Below are 26,312 nucleotides of genomic sequence, written 5' to 3'. Positions count from 1 at the left end.
GGCGGATTCCTGCCGGTTATGGCGAGTGTGACGAAGATGTCACAGAGCGCAGGTTACACACATGGCGCGCGCTTCGGCAATTGCGAAATGATGTACTCGTGAGCTACGTGGCGCATATTCAGATTAATCTCTGGATCCATCTTTCTTACGAGGCATCCGTTTTGGGTGCCTACCTCAGAGGGGATAGAAATGTCTTACAAGTACTCAAAGGCAGCGCTCCTGACGGGCACGATCATGGCAGGCGCCATGATTGCCTCGCCCGCACTTGCGCAGGTCGACGAACAGGACGAACCTGCGCTGCAGGCCGAGCCGCAGGAAGCTATCGCACCGATCGTCGTTACCGGCTCGCGTATCGCACGCCGCAACGTCGAAACCGCTGCTCCCGTTGCTGTCGTCCAGGACGAAGAGTTCAAACTGTCGGGTACGGTCAACGTCGAAAACGTGATCAACACCCTGCCGCAGGTCGTTCCGGGCACGACCTCGTTCTCCAACAACCCTGGTAACGGTACGGCTACCCTGAACCTGCGTGGCCTGGGTGCAACCCGTACGCTCGTTCTCGTGAACGGTCGCCGCTGGATGTTCTACGATACTGCGCAGATCGTCGACCTTAACACCATCCCTTCGTTCCTGCTCGATTCTGTCGACGTTGTGACCGGCGGTGCATCGGCTGTGTACGGTTCGGACGCGTTGGCTGGCGTCGTGAACTTCCGTCTCAAGGACGTCGATGGCGCTGAACTCGGCGGTCAGTACTCGATCACCGACCGCGGTGATGGCGCTCGCTACGAAGTTCACGGTGCTATCGGCACCAGCTTCGCCGACGGCCGTGGTAACGCAACCGTATACGGTGAGTATTACAATCGCGAAGAGATCTTCCAGGGCGACCGTGAGTTCTCGACCTTCGCAATCGGTGCTGAAACCTTCGGCGTGCCCCTTCAGCAGTTCGGTTCTTCGCTGCTCGAAGAAACGCGCCTGACCTACCAGGGTGACGGCACGACTGACAGCGACATCCTGAACGACAACGGACTGGGCTTCTTCCAGACCCCCGGCGATCTCGTTCCTTATGATGGCCGTACCTACAACTATGCTCCGGCGAACTACCTTCAGCTCCCGCAGGAGCGCTATCTGATCGGCGGCTATGCTGATTACGATATCGGTGGTGGCCATACCCCTTATGCGGAAGTGTCCTACGTCAACAACCGTGTTGCCCAGGAACTCGCTCCGACCCCGATTCTCGTCAATCTGGGCCTCGACATCGATTTCGTGTCGGAATTCTTGAGCGACGCAACCATCGACGCGCTTAACGATCTGGACGCAAGCGAATCGGGTGATGATGCCAACGACGGCATCGTTCCGTTCCAGGTCCGTCGTCGTCTGACCGAGGCTGGCAGCCGTAACTCGCTCGACGAGCGTTCGGCCTTCCGTATTCTCGGCGGCATGACCGGCCCGATTAACGATTATCTGCAGTACGATGCATATTATTCGTTCGCACGCACCCGCAACTCGAACATCCAGCAGGGTAACGCATCGCTTTCGCGTTTCACCGCTGGTCTCGACGGAACCGGTGACGCGCCGATCAATATCTTCGGCGCCGGGACGCTTACGCCGGCACAGGTAAACAGCTTCCGTATCCAAGCGCAGAATAGCGATATTTCGACGCTCCAGGTCATCACGGGTGCCGTTTCCGGTACGCTGGGTGATTTCTCGATCGGCGAATACAGCGATCCCATCGGCTTTGCTGCCGGTGTCGAGCGCCGTATGGTATCGGCCCGGTTCATCCCGGACGAATTCCTCGCTTCGGGTGACGTTGCTGGCTTCAACGCCGGTGAGCCGACTGAAGGCGGTTACAGTGTGAATGAAGTCTTCGGGGAGCTTAACATTCCCGTTGAATTCGGTTCGGCTCGTCTCGAAGTCACTGGTGCAGCCCGTTATTCGGATTACTCGCTCGATACTGTGGGTGGTGCATTCACCTGGGCAGCCGGTGTGGAATTCTCGCCGATCCCGGACGTCATCCTTCGCGGTCAGTACCAGCGTGCAATTCGCGCTCCTAACGTTGGCGAATTGTTTGCCGGCTCGGCCATCGGTTTCCCCGGTGCAACCGATCCTTGCGGTACCGCAGCAGCGACTTCGGGTGCTCTGCGCTCGCAGTGCCTCGCCAACGGTGTGCCTGAAGCGAACCTTGGTAATGCCGCGATCATCCAGCCGGACTCGCAGACTGCTGCGTTCTTCGGTGGGAATCCGAACCTGGCGGAAGAAACCTCGGACAGCTACACCTTCGGTGTCGTTCTCCAGCCGAGCTTCGTCCCGGGTCTGACCCTCACGGCCGACTACTTCAACATCGAGATCGAAGACGCGATCACCACGATCAGTCTCCAAACTGCACTCGACCTTTGCTTCGACGGTACGCAGACCGATCTGTCCTCCGTCAATTGCGCTGGCTTCGTCGGCACGCGTGATGCAACGGGTGCCTTCGACCGCAACAATGCTCCCCGTCTCGGCGGTGCGAACATTGCCAATATCGCGGTTTCGGGCGTCGATCTCGAGGTCGTGTATTCGACGATGCTGCCATTCTCGTTCCTTACCGACACGGGCGAACAGGATCTCAACCTGTCGTTCCTCGGCACCTGGACCGAATCGAGCACCTTCGCTCCCGATCAGAACGATCCGGACAATGTGTTCGAATGCGCAGGCTTCTTCGCTGGCAACTGCGGGGAACCGACTCCGGAGTTCAAGTGGACTGCGCGTGCCTCGTTTGTCGATGGCCCGCTCACCACTTCGCTTCGCTGGCGTCACCTCGACTCGGTCGATGATCAAGGCACTGGTGCTGATCCCGACTTCGCGACCTACAACGGCATCGATACGATCGACACGTACGATCTTCTCGACCTGACGTTCTCGTTCGAAGCTTCGGAGCGCACCACGGTCACGTTTGGTGTCAACAACATCTTTGACACCCTTCCCGGCACGCCGTTGTTCGACGAGAACGGTATCGTGACGAACCGTCCGAACTCGCTTCTCCTCGGTGATAACCAGGAACAGGCGAATACCTATCCGAGCACCTACGACGTGCTTGGTCGTGACTTCTTCGCGTCGGTGAACTTCAAGTTCTAAGACGCGATAGTCAGCACCAAAGAGAGGGCGGCGAACTTCGGTTCGCCGCCCTTTTTGTTTGATAGTGTTCGCTGAAGCGCCAGTTTGGGGGCGAGATGATGCCCACCGGGCGGACACCGACCGCTAGCGTCAAGCGATCGGCGGGCTCTTGTTTAGATCACGATGAGATCGGCGAACGGAGTATCGTCGCCAATTCGGATGGGGGTCGTGTTGATGACCTCCCGGCCTTCGGTGCGGAACCCTTCGAGCAACCGGCCTCGATTATCCGCTACCGCACAAGCTTCGCACAGAGATTGTATCCGGCCGAGTTCGTTTTCGGATTCATTATCGATCAGATCCAGTGTTCCGAGCAATTTCTTGCGCGTTCCGCGCGGAGCAAGGATTAGGGTTTGGCGAACCGCCTCCGGAATCTCCCAAGCGACATTGCCCCTGCCAAAACGTTCCATGCCTTCCTTCGCAATCGCCGTTGCGAGCTCTACCGCAGCGGACGATACTTGGTTGTCGGAACGGAGCAGGTCGCGGACGGACGGGAAGAGCTTCATCTCTTCCTTTACCCAACGGATCTGCTCTTCACGGCGCAGGTTGTGGGCGCGGATAGGCCCGTCCCCGCGGTGGACCATCAGGCCGATAGGGCCACCTGGAGCGAGAACGCGGAGCATCTCACGGGTTGTCGCCTCGACATTCCCGTACTCGAAACCGAACTGACTGACTGCTACGTCGAAACGGTCGTCTTCGAACGGGAGGTTCTCCATGTTCAAGCCACCCCTGAGTTCAATGCCCTCCGGGGCATCGGGTAGCGGGTCGGCGATGTCGATGCCGGTCAATTCCAGGTCCGGCCGGGTCTCCCTCAGCATGATCGGTACCTTCCCGGCACCGGTCGCGAAATCGATAACTCGGGCGGACTTCGGAAGCGGTTCGGCAAAGTCGGTCCATGCTTCGAACTGAGCTTTCGAAATCGCGTTCCACTCGGCCGAGACAACGGAAGGGGAACTGGCACTGCGCTGCCGATCCCAAAACGCTTTCCAGACCTGTTCCTTTTTTCCCCTGTCCATGGGCTCAGTCTATAACCGGCACGACATCGAATGCCACCGTCATGCGCGACTTTCCTGCGAAGGGCGTGGTGCCATGGAACAGTGTGCTCGGGAACAGCGCCAGATGTCCGATTTTCGGTTCAATTGTTTGGAACGGTCCCAGATCGAGGCGAAGGTCGAGGGGAGGGCGACCGAGCTCCAGGTGCCCAGCGCCGCCCGCAGTTTCGGGCAGGACGAGATAGAGGGCGGAAGATAGCACTCCCTGCGGATGGATATGGGAAGCATGGTGATCCCCTCCACCGCTAAGCCGAACCGACCAGGAACCGGCCAACGACCAGTCGCTGTTGCGATGCCTGAGTAAGGGGTGCGCCGGATCGGCCTGCGGTAAGTTGCGCCGGTATATTTCGAGCGCGCCCTCAATGGATCGTTTTAGTTTGTGGAGGTCTCTTTCTTTGCGCTGGAAGAGAATATGGCGGGTCTGGGTTCCCCCTCGAAGGGACTGCCCGACCGGGAAGCTCGATTGGTCGTGAATCCTTCCCAGCGTATGAACGACATCATCCAGGAACTTAGCGGAATCGGGCAAAGCGACTAACTGGACCAACCCGTCCTGCCCGTGGAGCCAGTTGGCACGGGCATCGTCCTGCAAACGCCATACGAAATAAAGCAGTGCATGAGCTGACTGGGCAAGCGCGGCGTGGGACGCAGCGTCGAGCAACAACCTCTCGGCCTCGTCCAGATCGCCGCGTCGCAGCCGGTGACGCCCCTCCTGCAAGGCCCGCTCAGGTGTGTTCTGGGATAGCTGGGAAAATAGTGTGTCCGCTTGCTCCAGATCGCCCGCCATGCCGGTATTGCTGGCGTGGGAAAGGGCGAAGAATTCGTCTTCGGGGAATCGCCTTGCGGCCTCGGCGGCGACTAGCGCGGCTTCAGCGTATTCCTCCCTGAGCGCCAGATGACGAATATGAGCTACGGGTATGGCGGACGCCCCAGGCTGGCGGCGAGCGGCTTCATAAAAATGCGCATCGACGTGTGCTTCGCCTGCCGCCGCCTTCAATTGGGCCATCAGATTTAGGGCATCGACCCAGTGGGGGGCTTGTTTGAGAAGCTGGGCGGTCAGATCCCTTGCTTCTTCCAGCCGACCCGCTGCATCGAGCGCCTGCGCCTTGCCGAGCCAGAGATCCGCATCGGACGGAACCACGGCAAGAGCGCGTTCGAAGAACGCCGGAGCCTCCTCCTCTGCACGCACCAAGGCGACCCGGGCGCGCCCATGGAGGGCGCGAGGGTGATCGGGCTGAAGTGTCAGGCAGCGATCGTAGGATGAGGCAGCCCCCTCGATATCGCCGTTCTGACGTGCGGCGTTGGCCCTTATCGACCAATAGCGCGGCATGCTTGCGCAGGCGTCTTCGACACGTTCGAGCTGATCGATAGCTGCCGGGAAATTTTCCGCAGACGTCAGAGCGATAGCAAGATCGAGAATCCAGTCGGTGTTCCGGGGAGAAAGTTCGACGGCGTGGCGATACAGTTTGATCGCCTCTTCGAAGTTCTTTTGGGACAGAGCAAACGAAGCTGCATGGGCGTTGAGCGATGGATCGTCTGGATGGAGTTGGAGGCCTTCGCTGAAAAGTCGTCCTGCTTCCCGGGCATCGCCCTGCGCCGCAGCCTGTCGTGCGGCCGAGATTACGTCCGTTGCCGTGCGCATTACCGATCGCGAAGCCAACCGGTTATGGCGACCCGCCCGATCGGGGCAAACGGCGGAACATAACTGACCATATGGCTCTGGGGCACTGCGAAAAGGTTCAGGGAATTGAAACGCGGGCGGAAGCCTTCGATGACATCGCCATCCTCGTCCAGGAACAGCAAGTAACCGCCCCAGTCAGGATGCCAGTCCTCGCGCGCGAAGTTCAGGACATAGGCCACACGCCAACCTTCTGCGACATGGCTGTCGATATGTCGCCCGAGATACTGGTTGGCAGCAAATAGCGTTGCTTGCCCGTCTGCCTTCACCAGGTGGGCGATACCGGTAACCTCGCGGACCAGGTCGAGAAACTGCGGCGCGTTGATGTACTCCAGCAACAACTCATGGACACCTTCCGGCTCCCACCGCTCCTGGACCGCAGTCAGGATCGGGTAATGGGCAAACCGGAAAGCGTAGTCGCCCGAAGCCGACGCCCGGTGCGCCGCATTCGCAGCATCGTTAATGGCTTGAGCGCCTTCTGGCGTTCGAACTTCCTCCAGCCGCCAGGATTGCGGATCGTTACCGGGCCCGTCGCCAGCCTGAACAGCCATGCCCCACTTGGTGCCGCCCAGCAGGATTTTTTGAACTTCCCGCGCCGTCTCGTCGGTCAGTACATCACGCACCTGGACCCGCGTTCGATCCGCAAATCGATGTGCAAGAGCCTTGCGATCGAGGTCTGGGTTGATTTCAAACAGCTTCTTCATCTTGTGGATCGCTTCTAAAGATCAAGCGAACCCGAAACAAGCACACGCGAAGGTGTCGCCGGCGATTGCCAGTTGACGTAAACGGAAAGCAGCCATAGGTCAGTCGCAATTCGCAACCGAAGAGGATTTCCCTATGCCCGAAGCCTATATCGTCGAAGCCGTTCGCACTGCCGGTGGGCGACGGGGAGGGCGGCTTGCAGGCGTCCATCCGGTGGACCTTGCGGCGAAGTCGCTCGACGCTGTGATGGAGCGTTCGGGGCTCGATGCGAAGGCGGTGGACGATGTCGTGATGGGCTGCGTCAGCCAGGGCGGCGAACAGGCCATGCAGGTCGGCCGCAACGCCGTGCTTGCCGCAAAGCATCTCGGCGAAGGCGTGCCGGCGGTGACCATCGACCGCCAGTGCGGCTCCAGCCAGCAGGCGATCCAGTTCGCCGCACAGGCTGTGATGAGCGGGACACAGGACGTCGTGATCGCCAGCGGCGTGGAAAGCATGACGCGCGTGCCGATGGGCTCGACTGCGATGTTCCACATGAAGGAAGGGCTGGGTAACTACAAATCGCCCGGCCTCGAAGAAAAATACCCCGGCATCCAGTGGTCCCAGTTCATGGGCGCGGAAATGATCGTGAAGAAGCACGGCTTCACCAAGGACGATCTCGACCGCTTCGCTCTCGCCAGCCACCAGAAGGCGATTGAGGCGACCAAGTCGGGCGCTTTCACCGACGAAATCGTGCCGGTGGAGATCGAAACGCCCGAAGGCACCGAGATGCACACGGTGGACGAGGGCATCCGGTTCGACGCGACGCTGGAAAGCATTTCCGGCGTGAAGCTGCTCAGCCCCGAGGGCACGATCACTGCCGCTTCCAGCAGCCAGATCTGCGACGGGTCGAGCGCGGTGCTCGTGGTGAGTGAGAAGGCGCTGAAGGAATACGGCCTCACACCGCTGGCGCGCATCCACAATCTCACCGTGACCGCCGGCGACCCGGTGATCATGCTGGAGGAACCGCTTTTCGCCACCGACCGCGCGCTCGAACGTGCGGGCATGAAGATTTCCGACATCGACCTGTTCGAAGTGAACGAGGCCTTCGCGCCCGTACCGCTCGCATGGCTCAAGCACACGGGCGCGGACGCGGAAAAGCTCAACGTCAACGGCGGGGCTATTGCGCTGGGCCACCCCTTGGGTGCATCGGGCACCAAGCTCATGGCCACGCTGGTCCACGCGCTCAAGGCGCGGGGCAAGAAATACGGTCTGCAGACGATGTGCGAAGGCGGCGGCGTCGCCAACGTGACCATCGTCGAAGCGCTTTAAGCGCCTTCGCGCAGAAAGGCGTAGAAGCGCTTTAAGTTTTTAAAATCACGAGAGGATTAACCCCATGGAAGTCAGCAGCAACACCCCCGCCGTCGTCACCGGTGGCGCATCGGGACTTGGCGAAGCCACCGCCCGCGCCATTGCGGCAAAGGGCGCCAAGGTCGCCATCTTCGACATGAACGAAGAGAAGGGCGAAGCGGTCGCCAAGGACATCGGCGGCATCTTTTGCAAGGTCAACGTGATGAGCGACGAGGACGTCGACGCCGGTTTCGCCAAAGCGCGCGAAGCTCATGGCCAGGAACGCATCCTCGTCAACTGCGCAGGGATCGGCAACGCTATCAAGACCGCCAAGCGCGACAAGCAGACGGGCGAGATCAGCCACTTCCCACTGTCCGCCTTCGAATTCGTCATTCAGGTGAACCTTATCGGCACCTTCCGCTGCATCGCCAAGTCGGCCGCGGGCATGATGACTCTCGACCCGCTGTCGGACGACGGCGATCGCGGCGCGATCGTGAACACCGCCTCGGTGGCTGGTGAAGACGGCCAGATCGGTCAGGCGGCCTACTCCGCATCGAAGGGCGGCGTGATCGGCATGACGCTCCCCATCGCGCGCGACCTGATGCAGGAAGGCATCCGCGTGAACACGATCCTGCCGGGCATCTTCAACACCCCGTTGATGAACGCCGCCCCGCCGCAGGTGAAGGACGCGCTGGCCGCCAGCGTCCCGTTCCCCAAGCGCCTCGGCAATCCGGACGAATACGCGCGCCTCGCCATGACCATGATCGAGTGCGGCTATTTCAACGGCGAGGACGTGCGCCTCGACGGCGCCATTCGCATGGCTCCGCGTTAAAACCAGGCTCGCACGCCGAGCAGCACTTTGAGGCCGTCGGGATGCTCCCCGGCGGCCTTTGCCATGTCGGCGGTCTCGCCCAGCTTCGCCTCGTATTCGACACCGACATAGGGCGCGAATTCGCGAGCGATCTCGTAGCGCAGGCGCAGGCCCGGCTCGATCTTCGTGAGGCCAGCGCCGATCCCGCGTTCCGGAATGTCCTGCGCGGCAAGTTCCAGTTCGACGCGCGGCTGGAGGATCAGGCGCTGGGTGATCTTCTGGTCGTATTCGCCCTCGATCCGCGCGGTGATGTCACCGTGGTCGGAGAGGAACAGCGCCCCATCGACATGCCACATATAGGGCGCGAGACCCTGCACGCCGAGCACGAGGTGGCTGCGCGTTTCGGGTTCGAGGTCGAGCCGCACGCCCGCCTGCAGATCGAAGAAGGGTCCGATGGCGTGGCCCCACAACGCCTGCACTTCGGCATCCTCGACGCTGCCGCCGATCTCCCCTTCGCCTTCGGACTTGACGACGAACTTGTCGATATCGCCGCCGTACCAGCCCTGGATGTCCCACAGCCAGCCGTCCTCGCTTTCGCCCAAACGCGCTTCGAGCCGTTCGACGATCAGCGTGCCGGCCTTCATGTCGCCGTGGGTTGCGTGGTTGGTCGCGCGCGCTTCGGCCATGGCGGCTTCGCCATAGATTTCGTCCGCCGCGTGCTGTGGCCCTTCGAAGGCTTCGGGCGGGGGCGGGCCGGAGGGAAGGTCGCCGACCTGGTGCATCGAATGGTCCATGGCCGGGGCGTCGGTCATGTCGGGCAGCTTGAACGGGGCGGGGGCCTGCTGGTGCTGCTTGTAGTCTTCCGCCTCCGCCTCGGCTTGCGGCTGCGGTTCCTCTTGCTGATGCGCGGAATGATCGCCGTGTCCCGAATGGTCCTGCGCAGCGATAGGCACAGCGCCCAGCAGCAAGGGCATGGCAAGGACGAGGCGCAGCCTCATGCTGCGTCCTCCGGCGCGGGGAAGGGCCGCACGGTGACGGTCTGCATCATGCCGGCGTGCATGTGGTAGAGCAGGTGGCAGTGGAAGGCCCAGTCGCCCGGCTCGTTGGCGGTGACATCGAAGGTCGCCGTGCTGCCCGGCTGGACGATCACCGTGTGCTTCAGCGGCTGGTTCATCATGCCTGCGCCGTTGACCAGCTCGAAGAAATGCCCATGCAGATGAATCGGATGCGCCATCATCGTGTCGTTGACCAGCTTCACGCGCACGCGCTCGTCATAGGCGAAGCGGATGGGATCATCGGTTACGGCGGAGAACTTCTTGCCGTCGAAGCTCCACATGTAGCGTTCCATATTGCCGGTAAGATGGATCTCCATTTGGCGGGTCGGCATCCGGTGCGGGTTCACCCGCGCCGCCTTGAGGTCGGTGTAACGCAGGACGCGATGCGGCACCGTGTCGAGGCCGAGGCCGGGGTAGTCCATCCGGTCCATCGGCATGGGCGCGACCATGTCGAGACCGGGGCCGACCTTCACATCCGGCGGCAGTTTCGAGGTGTCGCGCATCGAATGATCCATCGAGCCGTGGTCCATGCCGGAATGGTCCATTCCCGCCATCGCGCCGCCGCCGCCGTGGTTCGTGCCGGAATGGTCCATCCCGCCATGCCCGCCGCCATGCGCGTCTTGGTTCATCGCGCCCCCGCTTGCGCCGTCCATCGACCCCATGCCCATGTCGGCCATGGTCAGCGTGACCGGCTCGCGCAGCGGCGGGGGCGTCGCGCGGTGGCCCTTGAGCGAGGTGAGTGAGGCGAGGCCCATGCCGCTGCGGTCCATCGCTTCGGCGACCAATGCGTGGCTGCCGGCAGGCGGGGTGACGATGACGTCATAGGTTTCCGCCGTGCCGATCTGGAATTCGTCCACTTCGACCGGCGATACGTCCATCCCGTCCGCGGCGATCACCGTCATCGGGACGCCGGGAATGCGAATGTTGAAAAAGGTCATCGCCGAGCCGTTGATGACCCGCAGCCGCACTCGCTCGCCCGGCGTGAAGAGATATTCGAGCCCATCCATCGGCCCGTGCCCGTTGAGAAGGAAGGTGTAGGTCGCGCCCGTGACATCGGAAATGTCGCGCGGGTTCATCCGCATCCCGCCCCACATCAACCGCTCGTCCGCCGGCATGTCGCCGTCTGTCGCCGACTGCATCTGGTAGTTGAAGTAATGCTCGCCCACCTTCAGCATACGCGCGATCTCGTGCGGATGGCGCGGGGTGAATTCGCTTAGCAGGACCACATAGTCGCGGTCATAGCGCGGATCGGGTTCGGCGCTTTCGATCACCAGGGGGCCGTAATGGCCGATCTGTTCCTGTAGGCCCGAGTGGCTGTGCCACCAATAGGTGCCGCTCTGCCGGATCGGAAATTCGTAGGTGAAGGTCGCGCCCGGCTTGATGCCCGGGAAGCTGACGCCGGGCACGCCGTCGAACTGGAAGGGGAGGAGCAGCCCGTGCCAGTGAATGGAGGTGTCCTCGGCGAGATTGTTGGTCACATCGATGCGGACATTCTGCCCTTCGCGCAGGCGAAGCAGCGGTCCAGGCACTGTGCCGTTGACCGCAATCGCGTGCCCGCTGCGTCCGCCGACACCGAAGTGATGGTTGTCGACCGTCAGCGCAATCCGCTCGCCCGACACCTCCCCGAAGCCCTGCCGCGCATGGCTGAGGCTCTCGCCTTTCGCCCAGGCGGGCATCGCTAGGCCTGACGCAGCCAGTCCGGCGGATCCCAGCATGAAGCGGCGGCGGGAAAAATCGGGAAGGATCATGGGGTTCCTGTCTCGGTCGTTCGTGGACGCCGGCGCATGAAGGGCAGCTGAAAACCGGACCTTTCGTAGGTGATCGCGCATTTGGAGAAGGAAATCCACACTTCAAGGAGATTGCGCATGGATGGGCAGCAGGGGCACGAGGGAAATTACAAACGTTTCATGGCGATGGTCGGCACATCCACCGCCATCATGTTCGGACTGATGTACCTCAACACCTACGCGCTCGACCATGTGATGTGGAGCGAAACGCGCTTCTGGATGACCTTCGTCATGGGCGCGGTGATGGCGGTGGTGATGCTGCTCTTCATGTGGGGCATGTACAAGAACGCGGCCAAGAACGGGATCATCATCGGCGTATCGGTGCTGACCTTCGCCCTCGCGCTCTGGCTGGTCCGCAGCCAGGAAACCATCGACGATAGCGAATACATGTCGGCCATGATCCCGCACCATTCGATCGCCATCATGACCAGCGAACGCGCGCATATCGAGGACAAGCGCGTACAGGAACTCGCGAACAGCATCATCAAGGCGCAGCGCAAGGAAATCGCTGAGATGAAATGGTTGCTCGACGATATCGAGAAGAACGGCGTCGCGACGACAGCGGATGAGGCATCCGAACGTCCGGTGCCGAAGTTCGAAGGTTATCTCAATCCGGATGGCGGCGCGACGCCTTGAGGATGCCCGATGCTGTGACCCCCGAAGTCACACGAGGGGCAGGTTTGCCGGGCTCAGCGTGCCTGCGGTCAGAACGAAGGTGGTCGCCACGACGAACCAACCAGCGATGACGGATGCGAAAAGGCGATTTGTCATAATTAGTCTCCTTGATTTCGATAAGGGCCTTCTGACAGCCAAGCGTGTAGGAACGCGCGGTAAGCAGCGTGGAAATTGCCTACCGTTCCGTGGTAATTGCATGGTATTCGGGCTGCGGGAGATCGGCCATGATGCGGATCGTGATCGGAGAAGACGTCAACCTCAGGCGTGACGGTGTGGATGTGGACTTGCCCAAGTCGCGCAAGACCCGGGCTCTGTTGGCCTATCTCGCCCTCGAAGGAAAACCGGTCCACCGAAGCCGCTTGAGACATTGACGTCCGGCACCGGCTTTGGGAGATCGAGGCGCCCACGCTTGTGCTGCACAGCCGCGACGACCAGCGTATCGATGCCAGCGTCGGCGCCCGGCTCGCCGCCTCCATGCCCAACGCGGTCCTGCAAACGCTGGCTTCGAAGAGTCATCTTCCGCATCCCGGTGAGCCCGCGTTCGCCGTGATGACGAAGGAAATAGAACGGTTCGTGGCCGAGCTGGATTAGGCTCAGGGCAGGAAGATGGCCTTGGCGTTGACGAATTCCTTCATGCCGAAGCCGCCGTGTTCTCTGCCGTATCCGCTGTCCTTTACCCCGCCGAAGGGCATGTTGGGATCGGCGGCGCCGAAGGAGTTGATCCGCACCATGCCCGTATCGAAGTGGTCGCGGGCGAGGCGGATCGCCTTGTCCTCGTCTTTGGTGAAGATGCCTCCGCCGAGGCCGTAGCGGCTGTCGTTGGCGATGCGGATGGCGTCTTCGTCGTCCCTGGCGCGGATGATCGAGGCCACGGGCCCGAACAATTCGTCGTCATAGGCGGGGGTGCCCGGTTTGCAGTCGGCCAGCACGGTGGCGGGGTAGTACCAGCCATCGGGATCGTCCTCGGGATCGCCGCCGCACAGCAGCGTGCAGCCGCCGTCGAGGCTTTTCTGCACCTGTTCCACCAGCGTTTCGAACTGTTCCTTGCTGGAGACCGGACCGAGCTGGGTGCCCTCCTTCGTGGGGTCGCCCATCGTGGCCGACTTCATCCGCTCGACGAAGGCTTCGACGAACTGGTCATAAATGGCGTCGGTAACCACGAAGCGCTTGGCGGAAACGCAGGTTTCGCCATTGTTGTAGAGGCGGCCCGTAACGCAGGTCTTTACGGCGAGGTCGATGTCGGCGTCCTCCAGCACGAGATAGGCATCGTTCGATCCCAGCTCGAGCACGGTCTTCTTCAGCGCTTCGGCGGCGGTCTTGCCGATATGGCTGCCGGCCCCGTCGCTGCCCGTCATGGTCACGGCGCGGATCTTGTCGTGCTGGATGATCGCGTCCGAGACATCGTGATCGACCAGCACCACGTCGAACAGACCCTTCGGCAGGCCGGCTTCGAGGCACAGGTCGCGCAGCAGCAAGCCGCTGCCGGTGCAGATCGAGGCGTGTTTCAGAATGCAGGCGTTGCCCGTCATCGCGTTGGCGGCCAGCACGCGGACCGGCTGGTAGAGCGGGAAATTCCACGGCTGGATCGAATAGATCACTCCGATGGGCGAATAAGTCACGATGCCGCGCTTCTTGCCGCCAGAATGCTCGCGCTCCTCGTCGGCGAGGGCAGAAGGCCCCTGTTCCGCACTGTATTCGAAGATACGGGCGCAAATCTCGACCTCGGTTTTCCCGTCCTTCAGCAGCTTGCCCATCTCGCGGGTCATCATCTGGCTGATGCGGTCGGTATTGTCGCGCAGGGTCTTGGCGATTGCGCGCAGCACCTCCCCGCGCTCCTTGTGGCTGCGGTTACGCCATTCGAGGAAAGCCTCGTGCGCCGCGTCGATCCTACCGAAGGCTTCGTCCTTCGACATGAGGTCGTAGGTTTCGAGATCTTCGCGGGTTGCGGGATTGTTGGTGGTGATCTGCGTCATGGGATGCCTTGTCTGATTGAAAATCGGTTCGGCATTGCAACGGGTTCGGGGGCGTTGGCGTTCCGGGGAGCGCGTACAAGTGGCAGTGCGCCGCGACCGGCTCGGCCCGTTTTCCTACCGGCAGGGGCGCGGCTATGGCGAGGCGATGCTCCGAATTTCCTTTCTCATCAGTAAGACCGCCGCTCGCCGCCTTTCACGCCAAGGTTTTGCTTTTCGCGCAGGACCGTGTTCCATGTGTTCCATCCTGACGGGACCCGCGGAGAGGAAATCCAAATGAACGCCTACACGGAGATCAAGCTCGACATCGCCGATGGCATTGCCACCGTGACGCTCCATCGGCCGGAGAAGATGAACGCCTTCACCCGGGTGATGATGGCCGAGTTCATCGACGCGCTCGACGTGACCGACGCCGACGACAGCGTGCGCGCGGTAATCGTGACGGGGGAGGGCGAGCGGGCCTTCTGCGCCGGCGCCGACCTGACGCCGGAGGGCGGGGGCCATGTCTTCTCCGATCCCAACCCGGTGGACGACCTCTCCGACGAACGCGTGCGCGATGGGGGTGGGCGGCTGACCTTGCGGCTGTTCAATTCGAAGAAGCCGTTGATCGGGGCCTGCAACGGCGTGGCGGTCGGCGTAGGCGCGACGATGCAGCTGCCCTTCGACATTCGCCTTTGCAGCGACAACGCGCGTTTCGGCTTCGTCTTCGCCCGGCGCGGGATCACACCCGAGGCAGCCTCGAGCTGGTTTCTGCCGCGACTGGTCGGCATGCAGGCCGCGCTCGAATGGTGCATGACCGGGCGCATCTTCGGCGCGGCAGAGGCAATGGACCGCGGCCTTGTGCGTTCGGTCCATCCGCAGGGCGAGCTTATGGACGCCGCGATCGGCATCGCGCGCGAGATTGCCGACAACACCTCAGCCGTGTCGGTCGCCATGACCCGCGCGATGCTGTGGCGTCTGGGCGGGGGCGGTCACCCGATGGACGCGCATAGGATCGATAGCCGCGCGATCTATCGCCTCAGCCGCAGCGCCGACGCGAAGGAAGGCATCGCCAGCTTCCTCGAGAAGCGCGCGCCCGCCTATCCAGACACGGTGAGCGCGGACATGCCCGACTTCTACCCCTGGTGGGAGGAACCCGGCTACGAGTAGTTGCAGCTGTGATAGTCACGCTTGCAACCTTGTAAAACGGGGAGGGCGGGTTAGAGCTAGGCGTCATGACCGCACGCAAGCCTTCAAAGCGCCTCGCCGAATTCCTTCCCTACCAGCTCTCGATCGCCTCCAACGCGGTCTCGACTAGGATTGCGGAGCAGTATCGCAAGCGGTTCGCACTGAAAACGACCGAGTGGCGGATCATGGCCGTACTCGGTGATAGCGGGCCGACCACTCAGCGCGAGCTGGCGCAGGCGACGCTGATGGACAAGGTGCCGGTCAACCGCGCCTGCAAAACACTGGAAAGCCGCGGGCTGGCCGAGCGCAAGCCGAACGCGAAGGATGGCCGCTCGCACCTGCTCGAACTGACGGCGGAGGGCAGGGCGGTTCACGCCGGCATCATGCCGCTGGCGCTCAAGATCGAGGAGGAGCTCTTCTCCGTCCTCACCGAGAACGAACGCGACGCCATGCGCGATATGCTGGCGCGGCTGCGCGAAAATGCGGGCGAGTTCGATGCAGAAAGCCTCGCCGACTAGCTAAGTCGGCGAGGCTTTCTTCGTCCGCCTTTGTCGGCGAGGCTTTCCCGTTACTTGGAGAAAGCGTCGGCGATCGAACAGGCGGCGGGACCGAGGATGACGATGAACAGCACCGGCAGGATGAACATGATCAGCGGCACGGTCATGATCGCCGGGAGACGCGCGGCCTTTTCCTCGGCGCGCATCATGCGCTCATTACGGAATTCCGCCGATAGAACACGCAGCGCGGAAGCGAGCGGGGTACCGTAGCGTTCGGTCTGGACCATGGTGGTAACCACGCCCTTCACCGCTTCCAGGTTCACGCGATAGGCCAGGTTGTCGAAGGCCTTCTTGCGTTCGTTGAGGAAGGACAGCTCGATCGCGGTCAGGGCGAATTCGTCGCCCAGTTCCGGGTAGGCGCGGCCCAGTTCTTTGGCGACGCGGTTGAAGGCGGCGTCGACGGTCAGGCCGGCCTCGGCGCAGATGACCAACAGGTCTAGCGCGTCGGGCAGGCCCTTGCGAATGGCATCGGTGCGCTTGGACGCAATGTTGCTGAGGTAGATTTCCGGACCCTTGTAGCCGGCGAACACCGCGAAGGCGAGCGCCGCCACGCGCTTGAACTGCCAATCCGGATAGATCTCGATACCGTACAGCAGGATGGCTGCGATCGAACCGAAAACGATCGGCAGGACCATGCGCAGACCGATCAGGATGACGGCGACTTCCTTGTTGCGGAAACCCGCCCAGGCGAGCTTCTGCTGCATCATCTGGACCTGGCTGTCCTGCAGGACCTTCATGTTGCCCAGGGTCTCGCGGACCTTGTCGGTCGTGTTGGTCTTGCGTACAAGGCTCTGGCGCTTCTTGGCGCCGGCCGTGACGAGACCCAGCTTGAGCTCCTCGCGGCGGCCTTCGAGCGCCTTTACGCGCTTGGCCATCGGATCCTTGATCGTCACCGCGGTATAGATTGCGAAGATTACCGCGAACGCTGCGATCCCGGCGAGGATCGAACCGACGAGGATGACGTCGAAACCGAGCAGTGTGGGTCCGGTTGAGCTTTCCATGACGTGTCTCTTTCCTCGGTCCCTTAGATTTCGAAGCTGACCATCTTGGCCATGATGAAGACGCCGATACCCATCCAGGTTAGGCCGCCAAGTCCCGTCACGATCAGACGGTCATCGGTGAAGAAGCCGCCCAGATACTCCGGATTGATCCAGAAGATCAGGCCGAACACGATGAAGGGCAGCGAGCCGACGATATAGGCGGAGGCCTTCGATTCAGAGCTCATCGCCTTGATCTTCAGCTTCATCTGCGTGCGCTTGCGCAGCACGTCGGCGAGATTGGAGAGCGTCTCGGCGAGGTTACCACCGGTTTCGCGCTGGATCGCGAGCGTGATGCAGAAGAAGTTGAATTCGGGGATGCCGAGGCGGTCGGCGGTTTCCTGGAGCGATTCCTCCATGGTCCGGCCGATCTTGATACGCTCGACGATGCTTTTGAATTCCTCGCCAACTGGGCCCGGGATTTCCTGCGAGACGACGTTCAGCGTCTCGGTCACCGGGAGACCCGAGCGCAGGCCGCGAACGAGCAGTTCGATGGCGTCGGCGAACTTCACGTTGAACTGGTTGGTGCGCTTCTTGATCGCGCGGCCCACAACGAAGTGCGGGATGCCGGCGCCGGCGAAGGTGCCGAGCGCGAGGCTGAGCGGGAGCGAGCCGGAGCGCAGGAACAGGATCACGGCCACCGCCATGCCGACGCCAAGCGAGGCGTAGGCGTATTGCGAGAGCGACCAGCCCTTGCCGGTGCGGTCGAGGCGAACGGCCAGCGCTTCGAGGCGCGAGCCCGAACCGGCCTGCTTGAACTGCTTGGGTTTGCGCGACGCGATCGCCTTCTTCAACTGCGATTCCACTTTCGCATCGGTGCTTTCCGAGTGGCGATAGCGGACCTGCTGCAGGCGGCGCTGGCTGGCCTTGCCGGCGCTCGGCCCGGCGAAGGCGGAGACGCCCAGAGTTGCCAGGACAAGGAGGCCGCCGGCTACCAGCACGAGCTGGATCATGTTCATCTTACTACTCCGTCCCGTCCGTTAATCTGCGTAGGATCGGGGGCGGCGCGGCATCAAGCCACCTCGCCCCCGATGCCCGTCATCAGGCGTCAGCCTTGTCTTTCTTGACCATCAAGCCCTTGAGGTCGAAGAGCGACTTCTTCCCGGCCGCTTCCGCTGCCTCGTCGCTGTCTTCGTCGCCAAGGCCGATGATGCGGCTAGCGACTTGCTTGATGCCGCTCGAGACCTTGCTCGAACTGCTGGCATCGATGAAGGTCTTGCCGAGCTTGGCGGCCGCCGTCGCGCCCTTCTGGTCGAAGGGCAGGGTGACGTCGATCTTGCGCTCGATCGAGGCTTCAAAGTCGGCCTTGCTGATTTCGGCAGCGCCGGCCTGGACCTTGTTGGCCACGACCAGCGGGGTGACGTGACCCGCGTTGGCCTTCAGCCAGCTCAGCACGCGGATCGTGTCGCGGGCCGAGGCCAGCGTCATCTCGCACACGACCGTGGCGACGTTCACGTCGTTCAGGACATGCGGGAAATTGATCAGCATGTTGCGCGGCAGGTCGACGATCGTCATCTCGAAGGCGTGGCGGAATTCTTCCTGCAGCTGCAGGAAGGCCGCGCCGTCGGTCATCAGCGGCGAGTTGATCGGCGCCTCTGCCGAGAGAATGGCGAGGTTGTCGTTCGCACGGATCATAGCGCGTTCGATGAACAGGCCGTCGATACGGCTCGGATTGTCGATCGCGTCGGTCAGGCCGCGGCCTGGCTCGAGGTCGAGCGTGAGCGCGCCTGTGCCGAAGTGCACGTCGAGATCGAGCAGCGCGGTCGGCATCGCCTTGTCGGCGCTGTAGTGCCAAGCGAGCGAAGTGGCGAGGGTAGAGGCCCCCACACCGCCGCGCGTTCCGATGATGGCAGTCGAGATGTGGCGCTTGACCGTATCGCTCTCACTGCCACGCGGGGCGCTGAAGACGGCCTGGGCCGCGTTGAGCGAATCGCGCAGAACCGAAGCCGACAGCGGCTTAAGAAGGTAATCGTGGATGCCGCTCGCGAGCAGGTCGCGATAGAGGCGCACGTCGTTGACCTGGCCGATGGCGATCACGACCGTGCCGGGTTCGCAAACCTCGGCTAGGGCGTTGATATCGTTGAGCGGGTCGCCGCTTTCAGACAAGTCGACCATCAGGATGTTCGGGCTGGCCGACACCGAGAGTGACTGGACCGCGTTGCGAAGGCCGCCTTTGTTGCACTTTTCGGGCTGCCAGCCGAGCTCGATAACCACCGGGCGCAGGACGTCCAGAGCCGTCTCGTCGCAGATATAGGCTGCGAACGGATCGCGATTGCCGGGCATACCGCCGGGTTTGGATAGGGTGCTCATGGCTCAGCTGCCTCCTTCGGTGCTGCTAACTTCGGGAAGGCCGCCGGCTCCGGTCGGTGCCATGTCCCGATAGGCCTCAATGGCCTTGGTGGAAGTGGTCACGATGGTTTCGCCCGTGCCCTGCTGGCCCTGGACGAGGTCTTCCGGATTGGCGACCATGCTCGCAAGGTTGCTGTAGGTCGCGCACCCGTAATTGGGGTTCGTGGCATTGCCGTCGTTGGCTTCCACCGTGTGCGACCAGTCCGGGCAGCCCGGCACCGAGGCCGTGCTGCGGGTGATCACGACACGGGCCTGGCCCGGGCCCAAATTGCCGGCGGTGACTGGTGCACCTTCGGCAACCAGAATTCCGTAGCGGCTAGCGATTTCGGCGACATCGTCGCGTACGGCAAGGCTGTTGCTGCCATCGTCGATGGCGACACGATCGCCGTAACGAAGGCCCATGCTCTCGAACCAGCCGGTTAGGCGCTGCTGTTCGGAAACCGGCAGGCCTTCGGCGGTGGTGTTGAGATCGAGCACGTAGTTCGACCGTTCCACGACCGGCTGCTTGACGCTATAGAGCGTGCGGTTCGACATGTTGGTCCCGCCGCAGGCGCCTAGGGCGAGGGCCAGCGAGACCACCAGCGGGCCTGCGAGTTTGCGAGTGTTGAGATTACGCATTGTCCTCGTCTCCCTTATTCGAAGCTGAAGCCGGGCGTGGCCGCCGCGGTCTTTTCGTTGCGGCGTGCCTCTTCCGGCATGACCAGCTGTTCGTCGCCTTCGACCGGGCTTTGCGAGATTCCCGGATTGGCACCGGTGCCGTTGGCACTCGGCATCGGACGCACGAGGCCGGCTTCGCTATCGCCTTCGCGAAGCGCGATCAGGCGCTGCATCTCGGTCGGCTTGAGATAGCCGTCGGTCGGCAGGCGAATATCGTTCGCGTTCACCGGCTTCACCAGATACGGCGTGACCACGATCACCAGCTCGGTTTCACCCTTGCGGTAGGTGGTCGAGCGGAAAAGGTTGCCGATGACCGGCACGTCGCCGAGGCCCGGAGCCTTCTCGATCGAGTTCTGGGAGTTGTTCGACAGCAGGCCGGCGATCATAAAGCTCTGGCCGGACCCGAGTTCCACGGTCGTTTCCGCACGGCGGGTGATGAGCGCGGGAACCTGGAAGCCGTTGAGAGTGATCGACCCCTGGCTCGAAAGTTCCGACACTTCCGGACGCACGCGGATCGAGATGCGGCCATTGGCCAGAACCGTCGGGGTGTAGGCGAGGCTGACACCGTAGTTCTTGTACTCGATTGTGGTGGTTCCCAGACCCTGGCTGAGCGGGATCGGGAATTCGCCGCCGGCGAGGAATTCGGCCGTCTCGCCCGACAGGGCGGTCAGGTTCGGCTGCGACAGCGTGGTGACGAGGCCCTGCGTTTCCGCAAGGTCGAGCGCTGCACCGATGTCGAGACCGAGCAGGTTGCCAAAGGCGCCCAGCGTCGAACCCGGCGTGATCTGATCGATGATCGTCGCACCTTCGCCTTCGAATTCCTGGCCCACGGCAAGCGGACCCTGAATGCGCTCGCCCGTTACCGGGTTCACGAAGCTGGGCTGGAACTGCGACACTGCGCCGCGGCCCTGACCGACACCGAACTGGAAGCCGCTGCTCGAATCCACCGTGGCAAGGTTCACGCCGATAGCGCGGACCACCGAACGGCTGACTTCGGCGATGCGGACCTGCAGGTTGACCTGCAGCGGCGTCGCCATGCGCAGGCGGCTGATGACATTGGTGCCTTCACCGACATAGGCCTGGACCAGCGACTGGGCGTCGGCGGCATCCTCGGGCGCAGCCACGGTGCCGGTCAGCAGCACGGTGTTGTTGCCCATGGTGGCGACGTTGATCTTCGCTTCGGGCATCGCCAGCGAAAGCATCTGGTCGATGCTGCCGATGTTCGATCCGACGCGGACGTTGGCCGCCCAGATGATGTCGCCGGCTGCGTTGCTGGCGTAGACGGTGGTTTCACCGCCCGACTTGCCGAACAGATACAGCTGGCGCCGCGACTTGACCTGCACATCGGCGACGTTCTCGTTCGAGATGAAGACGTCGGCCATGTTGCCGGGCACGTTGACGAGTTCGCCGCGGCCGATCGAAAGGACGATCTCCTGGCTCGGGCTGGTGACCGACTGGGCCGTAGCCGTCGAAGTCGGAGCGGCTGCGATCGGTGCAAGCGCAATGCTTGCGAGCAGCAGTTTAGTGGTAAGACGACGTTTCATGGAATGGCCCCCTGAATGGCTTCCTGTCTGTTCTAGGCTCAACGAAGTGTGCTCATCGCGACGGGCGCGGTCTGGCCGGCCTTGCGCGTTCCGGCACCGGCCGAGGCTGCGACGCCTCCGGCCCGGCCGACGGTCACGACTTCTGCTTGCTTGCCGCGGGTAACGATCACGGTCGGACCGCTGCGGACGGGCGCTTTGCTTTCGCCGCCGCCATTTCGCGGAGCTTCTGCACCGCCACCGCCACGGTTCTGCGAGGGCATCGAGCTGCGCTGGAAGCGAGATACGTCGCCGCCGGTCACATAGGTGCTCTTGCCATCGTCCGGGCGTCCGGCGACTTCGCGCAGCATGCGCTCTTCTTCTTCGGGCGTTGCATCTTCGGGGATCACGAGATCGCCCGAAGCGATGGCGCGTTCCAGTTCGCCCTGGCTATCGGCCAGCGGACGCAGCGCGAGGCTGAGCGTGCCGAGGGTCTGCGCAACAGCAACCTTTTCCGCGATGGTAGGCGTGACTTCGAGCGTCACGGTACGGAAGGCACGAACCTGGGTCTTGCCGTCGACAGTCGTCTGCGTGGTCGACTGGTCGGTGGCAAGGACGCGAAGGTTGCGAAGGATGGTCTCGGAAGCTTTCAGCGCCTGGCCTTCGCCGCTCACGGCCTGGGTCAGCACCATGTCCACACGGTCGCCCGGGAAGACGAAGCCGGCAACGCCGCTCTTGGCATCGACGGGCACGGTGATGGCACGCATGCCCGGCGTGAGGGCAGCCGCAAGAAAGCCGCGGTCGCCCGGGCTGACCAGCGAACCCTGCGTGACCGGCTCACCAGCGGTAACCGGGTGGCGAACCACCGTGCCGATCAGCTTGGAAACATCGGCCTCGCCGTCAAGGAAGTAGGCGTCCTGCACCAGTTCTTCCGGCCACAGCTGGTAACCGATGGCGTCGGCCGTGATAATCGTACCGGTCGGCAGCGCACGCTGTGCGACGAGCACCTTGGGTCCCTGCGATTCGACGACCGCTGCGGCCTGGGCCTGGGGAGCCGAGGCTCCGGCGAACATGCTGCGGGCAACAAGAGCGGTACCGATCGCAACGATCAGCGCGCCTACCAGCAGAACCAGCTTCTTCCTATCCATGGCTATAAAGCCCCCTCATATGGCCCGCGAAGGATTCGGTGCGGGCTGCTATGGTTTCCATGTGTAAGTGGTGATTGGTTAAAATCGGGTTTCAGCCCGCGGCAGCCGCGGTCATCCCGGAAAAAATTCCGCCGCCGACGATCCACAGGCCGGCCATCGAGATGGCAAGACCGTACGGAACGCGCGGTTGGTGTTCGTGTCGGCGGATGATGCGGATCGAGGCCAGCGTGACCACGGCCAGGATCGCCATCGGCACCATCGCAAGGATCAGCGTGGCGTTGGGCAGGGTAGCAAGCGAATCGAGCAATCCCTGCGGTATGGCGAGCTTCGGACCGCCCAGGACCGCGCTGGCGAAATTGGCGGCTACCAGCGTGCAGGCGACCAGTAGCGCGGTGTCGCGCAAGGGTTTGGTGCCGACGACACGCGAATGCGCCACGCCCCAGATGCCCATGACCAGCGTCAGCACCCAGCCGAGCATGGCCATGACGAGCACGAGGCCGAGGAAGTTGGTCGGCGGGAACCACAGGGCGAGCGCCGTCAGTAGCTTCACGTCGCCGCCGCCCATCTGGCGAATGGCGAAGAACAGCGTGCAGATGGCGAAGGTCGCTGCCGCAATGCCCAGCTGGATGCCGACGCCAGGCCAAAGGTCCAGTCCGGTGGTCCACCAGAAGAGCGGTGCCCCTGCCGCAATGGCAAGGTTGAGCTTGTTGCCGATGGTGCGGCTTTTGAGGTCGGTGAAGGCCGCAACCAGCAGCGCCATTGCCAAGGCGCCGAGCAGAACATAGGTGAAAATCTGTTGGTCCATGACCCGTCCCGAAATTTCTGTGTCGGACGGGAGAGCTACAGAAACATGCTTACCAAAGAGTAACCATAGGCAAGATCGCGACGGAGGTTTGCATTACCGATACCCATCATTCCGCAAGCGGCGCTAAAATCGATCGCCGCGCGATCCCCGCGCACGCGGTCGAGAGCATCTGGCAGGCCGAGGACGGTCACGAGCTACGCCGGATCGACTGGCCGGGCGCGCGAGAGCCCGACGGCGAGGGGGCAAGGGGGTCGATCCTGTTTCTTCCCGGGCGGGGCGACTTCTACGAGAAATACATCGAAAGCCTCGAGGAATGGCATCGTGCGGGCTGGAAAGTCACCGCCGCCGACTGGCGCGGACAGGCGGGCTCTGGACGGTTGGGCGGTGACCGTCTCACCGGTCATGTCGACGATTTCAGCGTCTGGATCGAAGACCTCGCGCATTTCTGGCTCGCGTGGAAAGCCGACACTCCGGGGCCGCACGTCCTGATCGCGCATTCGATGGGTGGCCACGTCGTGGCGCGCGCGTTGGTCGATGGCAGAGTGGATCCCGACGCCGTGGTATTGTCCGCTCCCATGCTCGGCATGGCAGGACCGCCGCTGCCCCTCTCGCTGCTGCACTCGGCCGCCCGCCTCATGGCGCGCATCGGTTCGCCCAAGCGCCCGGCCTGGAAGTGGAGCGAAAAGCCGGGTGAGATGCCGGCGCGCCGGCGCGACCTCCTCACCCATGACGACGACCGCTACGAGGACGAATTGTGGTGGCGCGAGAAGCGTCCCTATCTCCAGATGGGGCCGGGAAGCTGGGGCTGGGTAGAGCGTGCCTATGCCTCCACCCGCGAACTCGAAGCGCCCGGCGCGATGGAAAAAGTCGATGTTCCCGTGCTGATCGCCTCCACCTCCAGCGACAAGCTGATCAGGCACGACGCAGCGGTGCGCGCCGCCGAACGCTTTCCCAAAAGCGAACTGGCCGAATATGGTGAGGAAGCCCATCACGAGATCTTGCGCGAAGTCACCGGGGTTCGCAGCAAGGTGATGGCCGCAATCGCAGACTTCCTCGACCGGGTGGCACCGCGCAGGACGTGACAACCTACGATTTCATCCTTGTCGGCGCTGGTATCGCGGGCGCCAGCCTCGCCGCCGAGTTGGGCGAAGCGGGAGCAAAGGTGCTCGTGTTAGAGGCCGAGGACCGGCCGGGCTATCACGCCACCGGTCGCTCCGCCGCCTTTTGGGAGGAATGCTATGGCGGCCCCGAACTCGTGCCGCTGACGCTCGCGTCGGGCGAATATCTGCGCGCGAACGGCTTCCTCACACAGCGCGGCGCGCTCTACATCGGGCGGGAAGAAAACGCGGGCGACCTCGGCGCCTTCATGAGACGGTTCGCACCTACGGGTGCAACGATCGAACGGCTAAAAAGCGAGGCTCTTCATGCCATGCTGCCGGGACTACGGGAGGAATGGACCGGTGCCGTGTGGGAGCCGGCCTGCGCCGATATCGACGTCGCTGCCCTTCACGCCCATTATCTCAGCCGAGCCCGTGCCGCCTGGGTGGTTATCGAGTGTCGGGCGCGGTTGACCGGAGCAATCCGTGAGCAAGGGGTCTGGTCGCTCGACTGCGAAGACGGGCGCAGATTTGCCGGCAGGGTCTTGGTGAATGCGGCGGGCGCATGGGCCGATCGGGTAGCCGAACTGGCCGGTGCGACCCCGCTCGGCATCCAGCCGCTGCGGCGCACTGTGGTGCAAGTGCGGACAGATCCGGCCCCGCACGCAGACCAGCCGCTGGTGCTCGATATTGCGGGCGGTTTCTACTTCAAGCCGGAGGCGGGTCGCTTGTGGCTGAGCCCGCATGACGAGGAACCGAGCGAGCCTTGCGACGCCGCTCCCGAAGAATTGGCGGTTGCCGAGGCGGTCGACCGACTGCAGGGCGTCGTCGATTGGCGGGTCGAGGCGGTCGAGCGCCGTTGGGCCGGACTGCGCAGCTTCGCGCCCGACCGCCTGCCGATATATGGATACGATCCGCACGTCGAAGGCTTTGCGTGGTTCGCCGGGCAGGGCGGCTACGGCATCCAGACCTCGCCGGCGGCCGCTCGACTGGCCGCACAATTGCTTCAACGAAGGCCTCGCGATGAGATGACGCAGCGTCTCGATGCCTCGCTCTACGACCCCGCGCGCTTCGGCTAGTCAAGCGCGTATCATTTGTTAGGTTGTCCCTTCCATCATCCCGGACAGGAGAGACCTTCGTATGGCGCATCATTTCAAGATCAAGAAAAACAAGGCCGGCGAGTTCGTCGCCTATTTCATGTACAATTCCGAAGCTATCTTCTGGACCGAGGGCTACAGTTCGAAGGCCAGCGCGCAGAACGCCATCGAGTCGATCAAGAAGAACGGCCCCGGGGCCGAGACTGTCGACGAAAGCTGACGACTAAAGGGCCTCGCCAGCGGCGATCCGTTCCGCGGCGTCGCTAGCGAGCTGGTCCACCCGGTCGTTCTCCGGGTGGCCAGAATGGCCCTTCACCCAGAACCAGTCGACCTTGTGGCGCGCGGTCAGTTCGATCAATTCGTGCCACAGGTCGGCGTTGCGCACGGGTTTCTTGCTGGCGTTGACCCAGCCACGCTTCTTCCAGCCGTGCACCCACTTGGTAATACCGTCGATCAGATACTTGCTGTCGGTATGAAGCGCGACTTCGCACGGTTCGATCAGGGCGGATAGCGCCCGGATTGCCGCGGTCATTTCCATGCGGTTATTGGTCGTGTCCGGCTCGCCGCCGGACAGTTCCTTTTCGTGCCGTCCCATGCGCAGCAAGGCGCCCCAGCCGCCGGGGCCGGGATTGCCCTTGCAGGCGCCATCGGTGAAGATCTCGACCTTCTTCATCGTCCTGC

At 62.8% G+C, this 26,312-nt stretch carries 24 protein-coding genes; 10 read left to right on the top strand and 14 right to left on the bottom strand.

Features of this window, described 5'->3' with window-relative positions; genetic code table 11:
• Positions 1–189: 189 nt before the first annotated feature.
• Positions 190–3,108, top strand: coding sequence for a TonB-dependent receptor domain-containing protein (locus ED21_RS10355; protein WP_006833849.1), 2,919 nt, complete (start codon positions 190–192; stop codon positions 3,106–3,108).
• A gap of 152 nt (positions 3,109–3,260) precedes the next feature.
• Here the strand turns inward: ED21_RS10355 and ED21_RS10350 are convergent, their stop codons facing one another.
• The 3 genes from ED21_RS10350 to ED21_RS10340 are packed head-to-tail and all read right to left on the bottom strand — an operon-like array spanning position 3,261 to position 6,575.
• Positions 3,261–4,160, bottom strand: a complete 900-nt coding sequence (locus ED21_RS10350; RefSeq protein ID WP_006833848.1) for a class I SAM-dependent methyltransferase — start codon at positions 4,158–4,160, stop codon at positions 3,261–3,263.
• A gap of 4 nt (positions 4,161–4,164) precedes the next feature.
• Complete coding sequence (locus ED21_RS10345) at positions 4,165–5,835, bottom strand: tetratricopeptide repeat protein (RefSeq protein WP_006833847.1); 1,671 nt, start codon at positions 5,833–5,835, stop codon at positions 4,165–4,167.
• Entirely contained in the window at positions 5,835–6,575 is a 741-nt protein-coding gene (locus ED21_RS10340) for a 2OG-Fe(II) oxygenase family protein (protein ID WP_006833846.1), read from the bottom strand. The genes ED21_RS10345 and ED21_RS10340 overlap by 1 nt, the downstream gene beginning before the upstream one ends.
• 133 nt (positions 6,576–6,708) lie before the next feature.
• On the opposite strand from ED21_RS10340, the gene ED21_RS10335 reads away from it, so the two are divergent.
• Positions 6,709–7,881, top strand: a complete 1,173-nt coding sequence (locus ED21_RS10335) for an acetyl-CoA C-acetyltransferase (RefSeq protein WP_006833845.1) — start codon at positions 6,709–6,711, stop codon at positions 7,879–7,881.
• 64 nt (positions 7,882–7,945) lie between these two features.
• On the top strand, positions 7,946–8,731 hold the full coding sequence (locus ED21_RS10330) for an SDR family NAD(P)-dependent oxidoreductase (RefSeq protein WP_006833844.1): 786 nt from the start codon (positions 7,946–7,948) through the stop codon (positions 8,729–8,731).
• Here the strand turns inward: ED21_RS10330 and ED21_RS10325 are convergent.
• Positions 8,728–9,708, bottom strand: coding sequence for a copper resistance protein B (locus ED21_RS10325; RefSeq protein WP_006833843.1), 981 nt, complete (start codon positions 9,706–9,708; stop codon positions 8,728–8,730). The genes ED21_RS10330 and ED21_RS10325 overlap by 4 nt on opposite strands.
• Positions 9,705–11,513, bottom strand: a complete 1,809-nt coding sequence (locus tag ED21_RS10320; protein WP_006833842.1) for a copper resistance system multicopper oxidase — start codon at positions 11,511–11,513, stop codon at positions 9,705–9,707. The genes ED21_RS10325 and ED21_RS10320 overlap by 4 nt, the downstream gene beginning before the upstream one ends.
• A gap of 117 nt (positions 11,514–11,630) precedes the next feature.
• Here ED21_RS10320 and ED21_RS10315 point away from each other — a divergent pair, with 117 nt between their 5' ends.
• Positions 11,631–12,188 (top strand): DUF305 domain-containing protein, encoded by a 558-nt coding sequence (locus tag ED21_RS10315; protein ID WP_006833841.1) that lies wholly within the window; start codon positions 11,631–11,633, stop codon positions 12,186–12,188.
• Between the two features lie 450 nt (positions 12,189–12,638).
• Positions 12,639–12,818, top strand: coding sequence for a hypothetical protein (locus ED21_RS10310; RefSeq protein ID WP_006833838.1), 180 nt, complete (start codon positions 12,639–12,641; stop codon positions 12,816–12,818).
• Between the two features lie 2 nt (positions 12,819–12,820).
• Here the strand turns inward: ED21_RS10310 and ED21_RS10305 are convergent, their stop codons facing one another.
• Positions 12,821–14,200 (bottom strand): NAD-dependent succinate-semialdehyde dehydrogenase, encoded by a 1,380-nt coding sequence (locus ED21_RS10305; protein WP_006833837.1) that lies wholly within the window; start codon positions 14,198–14,200, stop codon positions 12,821–12,823.
• Between the two features lie 273 nt (positions 14,201–14,473).
• Between ED21_RS10305 and ED21_RS10300 the strand changes: the two genes are divergently transcribed.
• Complete coding sequence (locus ED21_RS10300) at positions 14,474–15,346, top strand: crotonase/enoyl-CoA hydratase family protein (protein ID WP_034922292.1); 873 nt, start codon at positions 14,474–14,476, stop codon at positions 15,344–15,346.
• Between the two features lie 65 nt (positions 15,347–15,411).
• Positions 15,412–15,882 (top strand): MarR family winged helix-turn-helix transcriptional regulator, encoded by a 471-nt coding sequence (locus ED21_RS10295; protein ID WP_006833835.1) that lies wholly within the window; start codon positions 15,412–15,414, stop codon positions 15,880–15,882.
• A 50-nt stretch (positions 15,883–15,932) separates the two neighbouring features.
• Here the strand turns inward: ED21_RS10295 and ED21_RS10290 are convergent, their stop codons facing one another.
• From ED21_RS10290 to ED21_RS14775, 7 genes are all read right to left on the bottom strand, one after another.
• Positions 15,933–16,922, bottom strand: a complete 990-nt coding sequence (locus tag ED21_RS10290) for a type II secretion system F family protein (protein WP_006833834.1) — start codon at positions 16,920–16,922, stop codon at positions 15,933–15,935.
• Between the two features lie 23 nt (positions 16,923–16,945).
• Positions 16,946–17,917: a type II secretion system F family protein gene (locus tag ED21_RS10285; RefSeq protein WP_006833833.1), complete on the bottom strand. Its 972-nt coding sequence runs from the start codon at positions 17,915–17,917 to the stop codon at positions 16,946–16,948.
• An 82-nt stretch (positions 17,918–17,999) separates the two neighbouring features.
• Complete coding sequence (locus tag ED21_RS10280; RefSeq protein ID WP_006833832.1) at positions 18,000–19,268, bottom strand: pilus assembly protein CpaE; 1,269 nt, start codon at positions 19,266–19,268, stop codon at positions 18,000–18,002.
• Positions 19,269–19,271: 3 nt separating this feature from the next.
• On the bottom strand, positions 19,272–19,925 hold the full coding sequence (locus tag ED21_RS10275) for a CpaD family pilus assembly protein (RefSeq protein WP_006833831.1): 654 nt from the start codon (positions 19,923–19,925) through the stop codon (positions 19,272–19,274).
• Positions 19,926–19,939: 14 nt separating this feature from the next.
• A complete protein-coding gene (locus ED21_RS10270; protein WP_006833830.1) occupies positions 19,940–21,508 on the bottom strand; it encodes a type II and III secretion system protein family protein in 1,569 nt (522 codons plus the stop codon).
• A 38-nt stretch (positions 21,509–21,546) separates the two neighbouring features.
• On the bottom strand, positions 21,547–22,632 hold the full coding sequence (gene cpaB, locus ED21_RS10265; RefSeq protein WP_006833829.1) for a Flp pilus assembly protein CpaB: 1,086 nt from the start codon (positions 22,630–22,632) through the stop codon (positions 21,547–21,549).
• 91 nt (positions 22,633–22,723) lie between these two features.
• A complete protein-coding gene (locus tag ED21_RS14775) occupies positions 22,724–23,437 on the bottom strand; it encodes a prepilin peptidase (RefSeq protein WP_006833828.1) in 714 nt (237 codons plus the stop codon).
• A gap of 17 nt (positions 23,438–23,454) precedes the next feature.
• Here ED21_RS14775 and ED21_RS10255 point away from each other — a divergent pair, with 17 nt between their 5' ends.
• The 3 genes from ED21_RS10255 (at position 23,455) to ED21_RS15165 (ending at position 25,851) form a co-directional block, all read left to right on the top strand.
• Positions 23,455–24,519: an alpha/beta hydrolase gene (locus tag ED21_RS10255; protein ID WP_369765873.1), complete on the top strand. Its 1,065-nt coding sequence runs from the start codon at positions 23,455–23,457 to the stop codon at positions 24,517–24,519.
• A complete protein-coding gene (locus tag ED21_RS10250; protein ID WP_006833825.1) occupies positions 24,516–25,613 on the top strand; it encodes an FAD-binding oxidoreductase in 1,098 nt (365 codons plus the stop codon). The genes ED21_RS10255 and ED21_RS10250 overlap by 4 nt, the downstream gene beginning before the upstream one ends.
• A gap of 61 nt (positions 25,614–25,674) precedes the next feature.
• Positions 25,675–25,851: a DUF1508 domain-containing protein gene (locus ED21_RS15165; RefSeq protein ID WP_006833824.1), complete on the top strand. Its 177-nt coding sequence runs from the start codon at positions 25,675–25,677 to the stop codon at positions 25,849–25,851.
• 3 nt (positions 25,852–25,854) lie between these two features.
• Here ED21_RS15165 and rnhA read toward each other — a convergent pair whose 3' ends face one another.
• A complete protein-coding gene (gene rnhA, locus ED21_RS10245; RefSeq protein WP_006833823.1) occupies positions 25,855–26,304 on the bottom strand; it encodes a ribonuclease HI in 450 nt (149 codons plus the stop codon).
• Between the last annotated feature and the right edge of the window lie 8 nt (positions 26,305–26,312).

Origin of the sequence: Erythrobacter sp. SD-21 (genome assembly GCF_000181515.1) — a bacterium.
Taxonomy (GTDB): Bacteria; Pseudomonadota; Alphaproteobacteria; order Sphingomonadales; family Sphingomonadaceae; genus Qipengyuania.
Note: the sequence above shows the minus strand (reverse complement) of the source record. Positions and strands in the feature narration are given on the sequence as shown.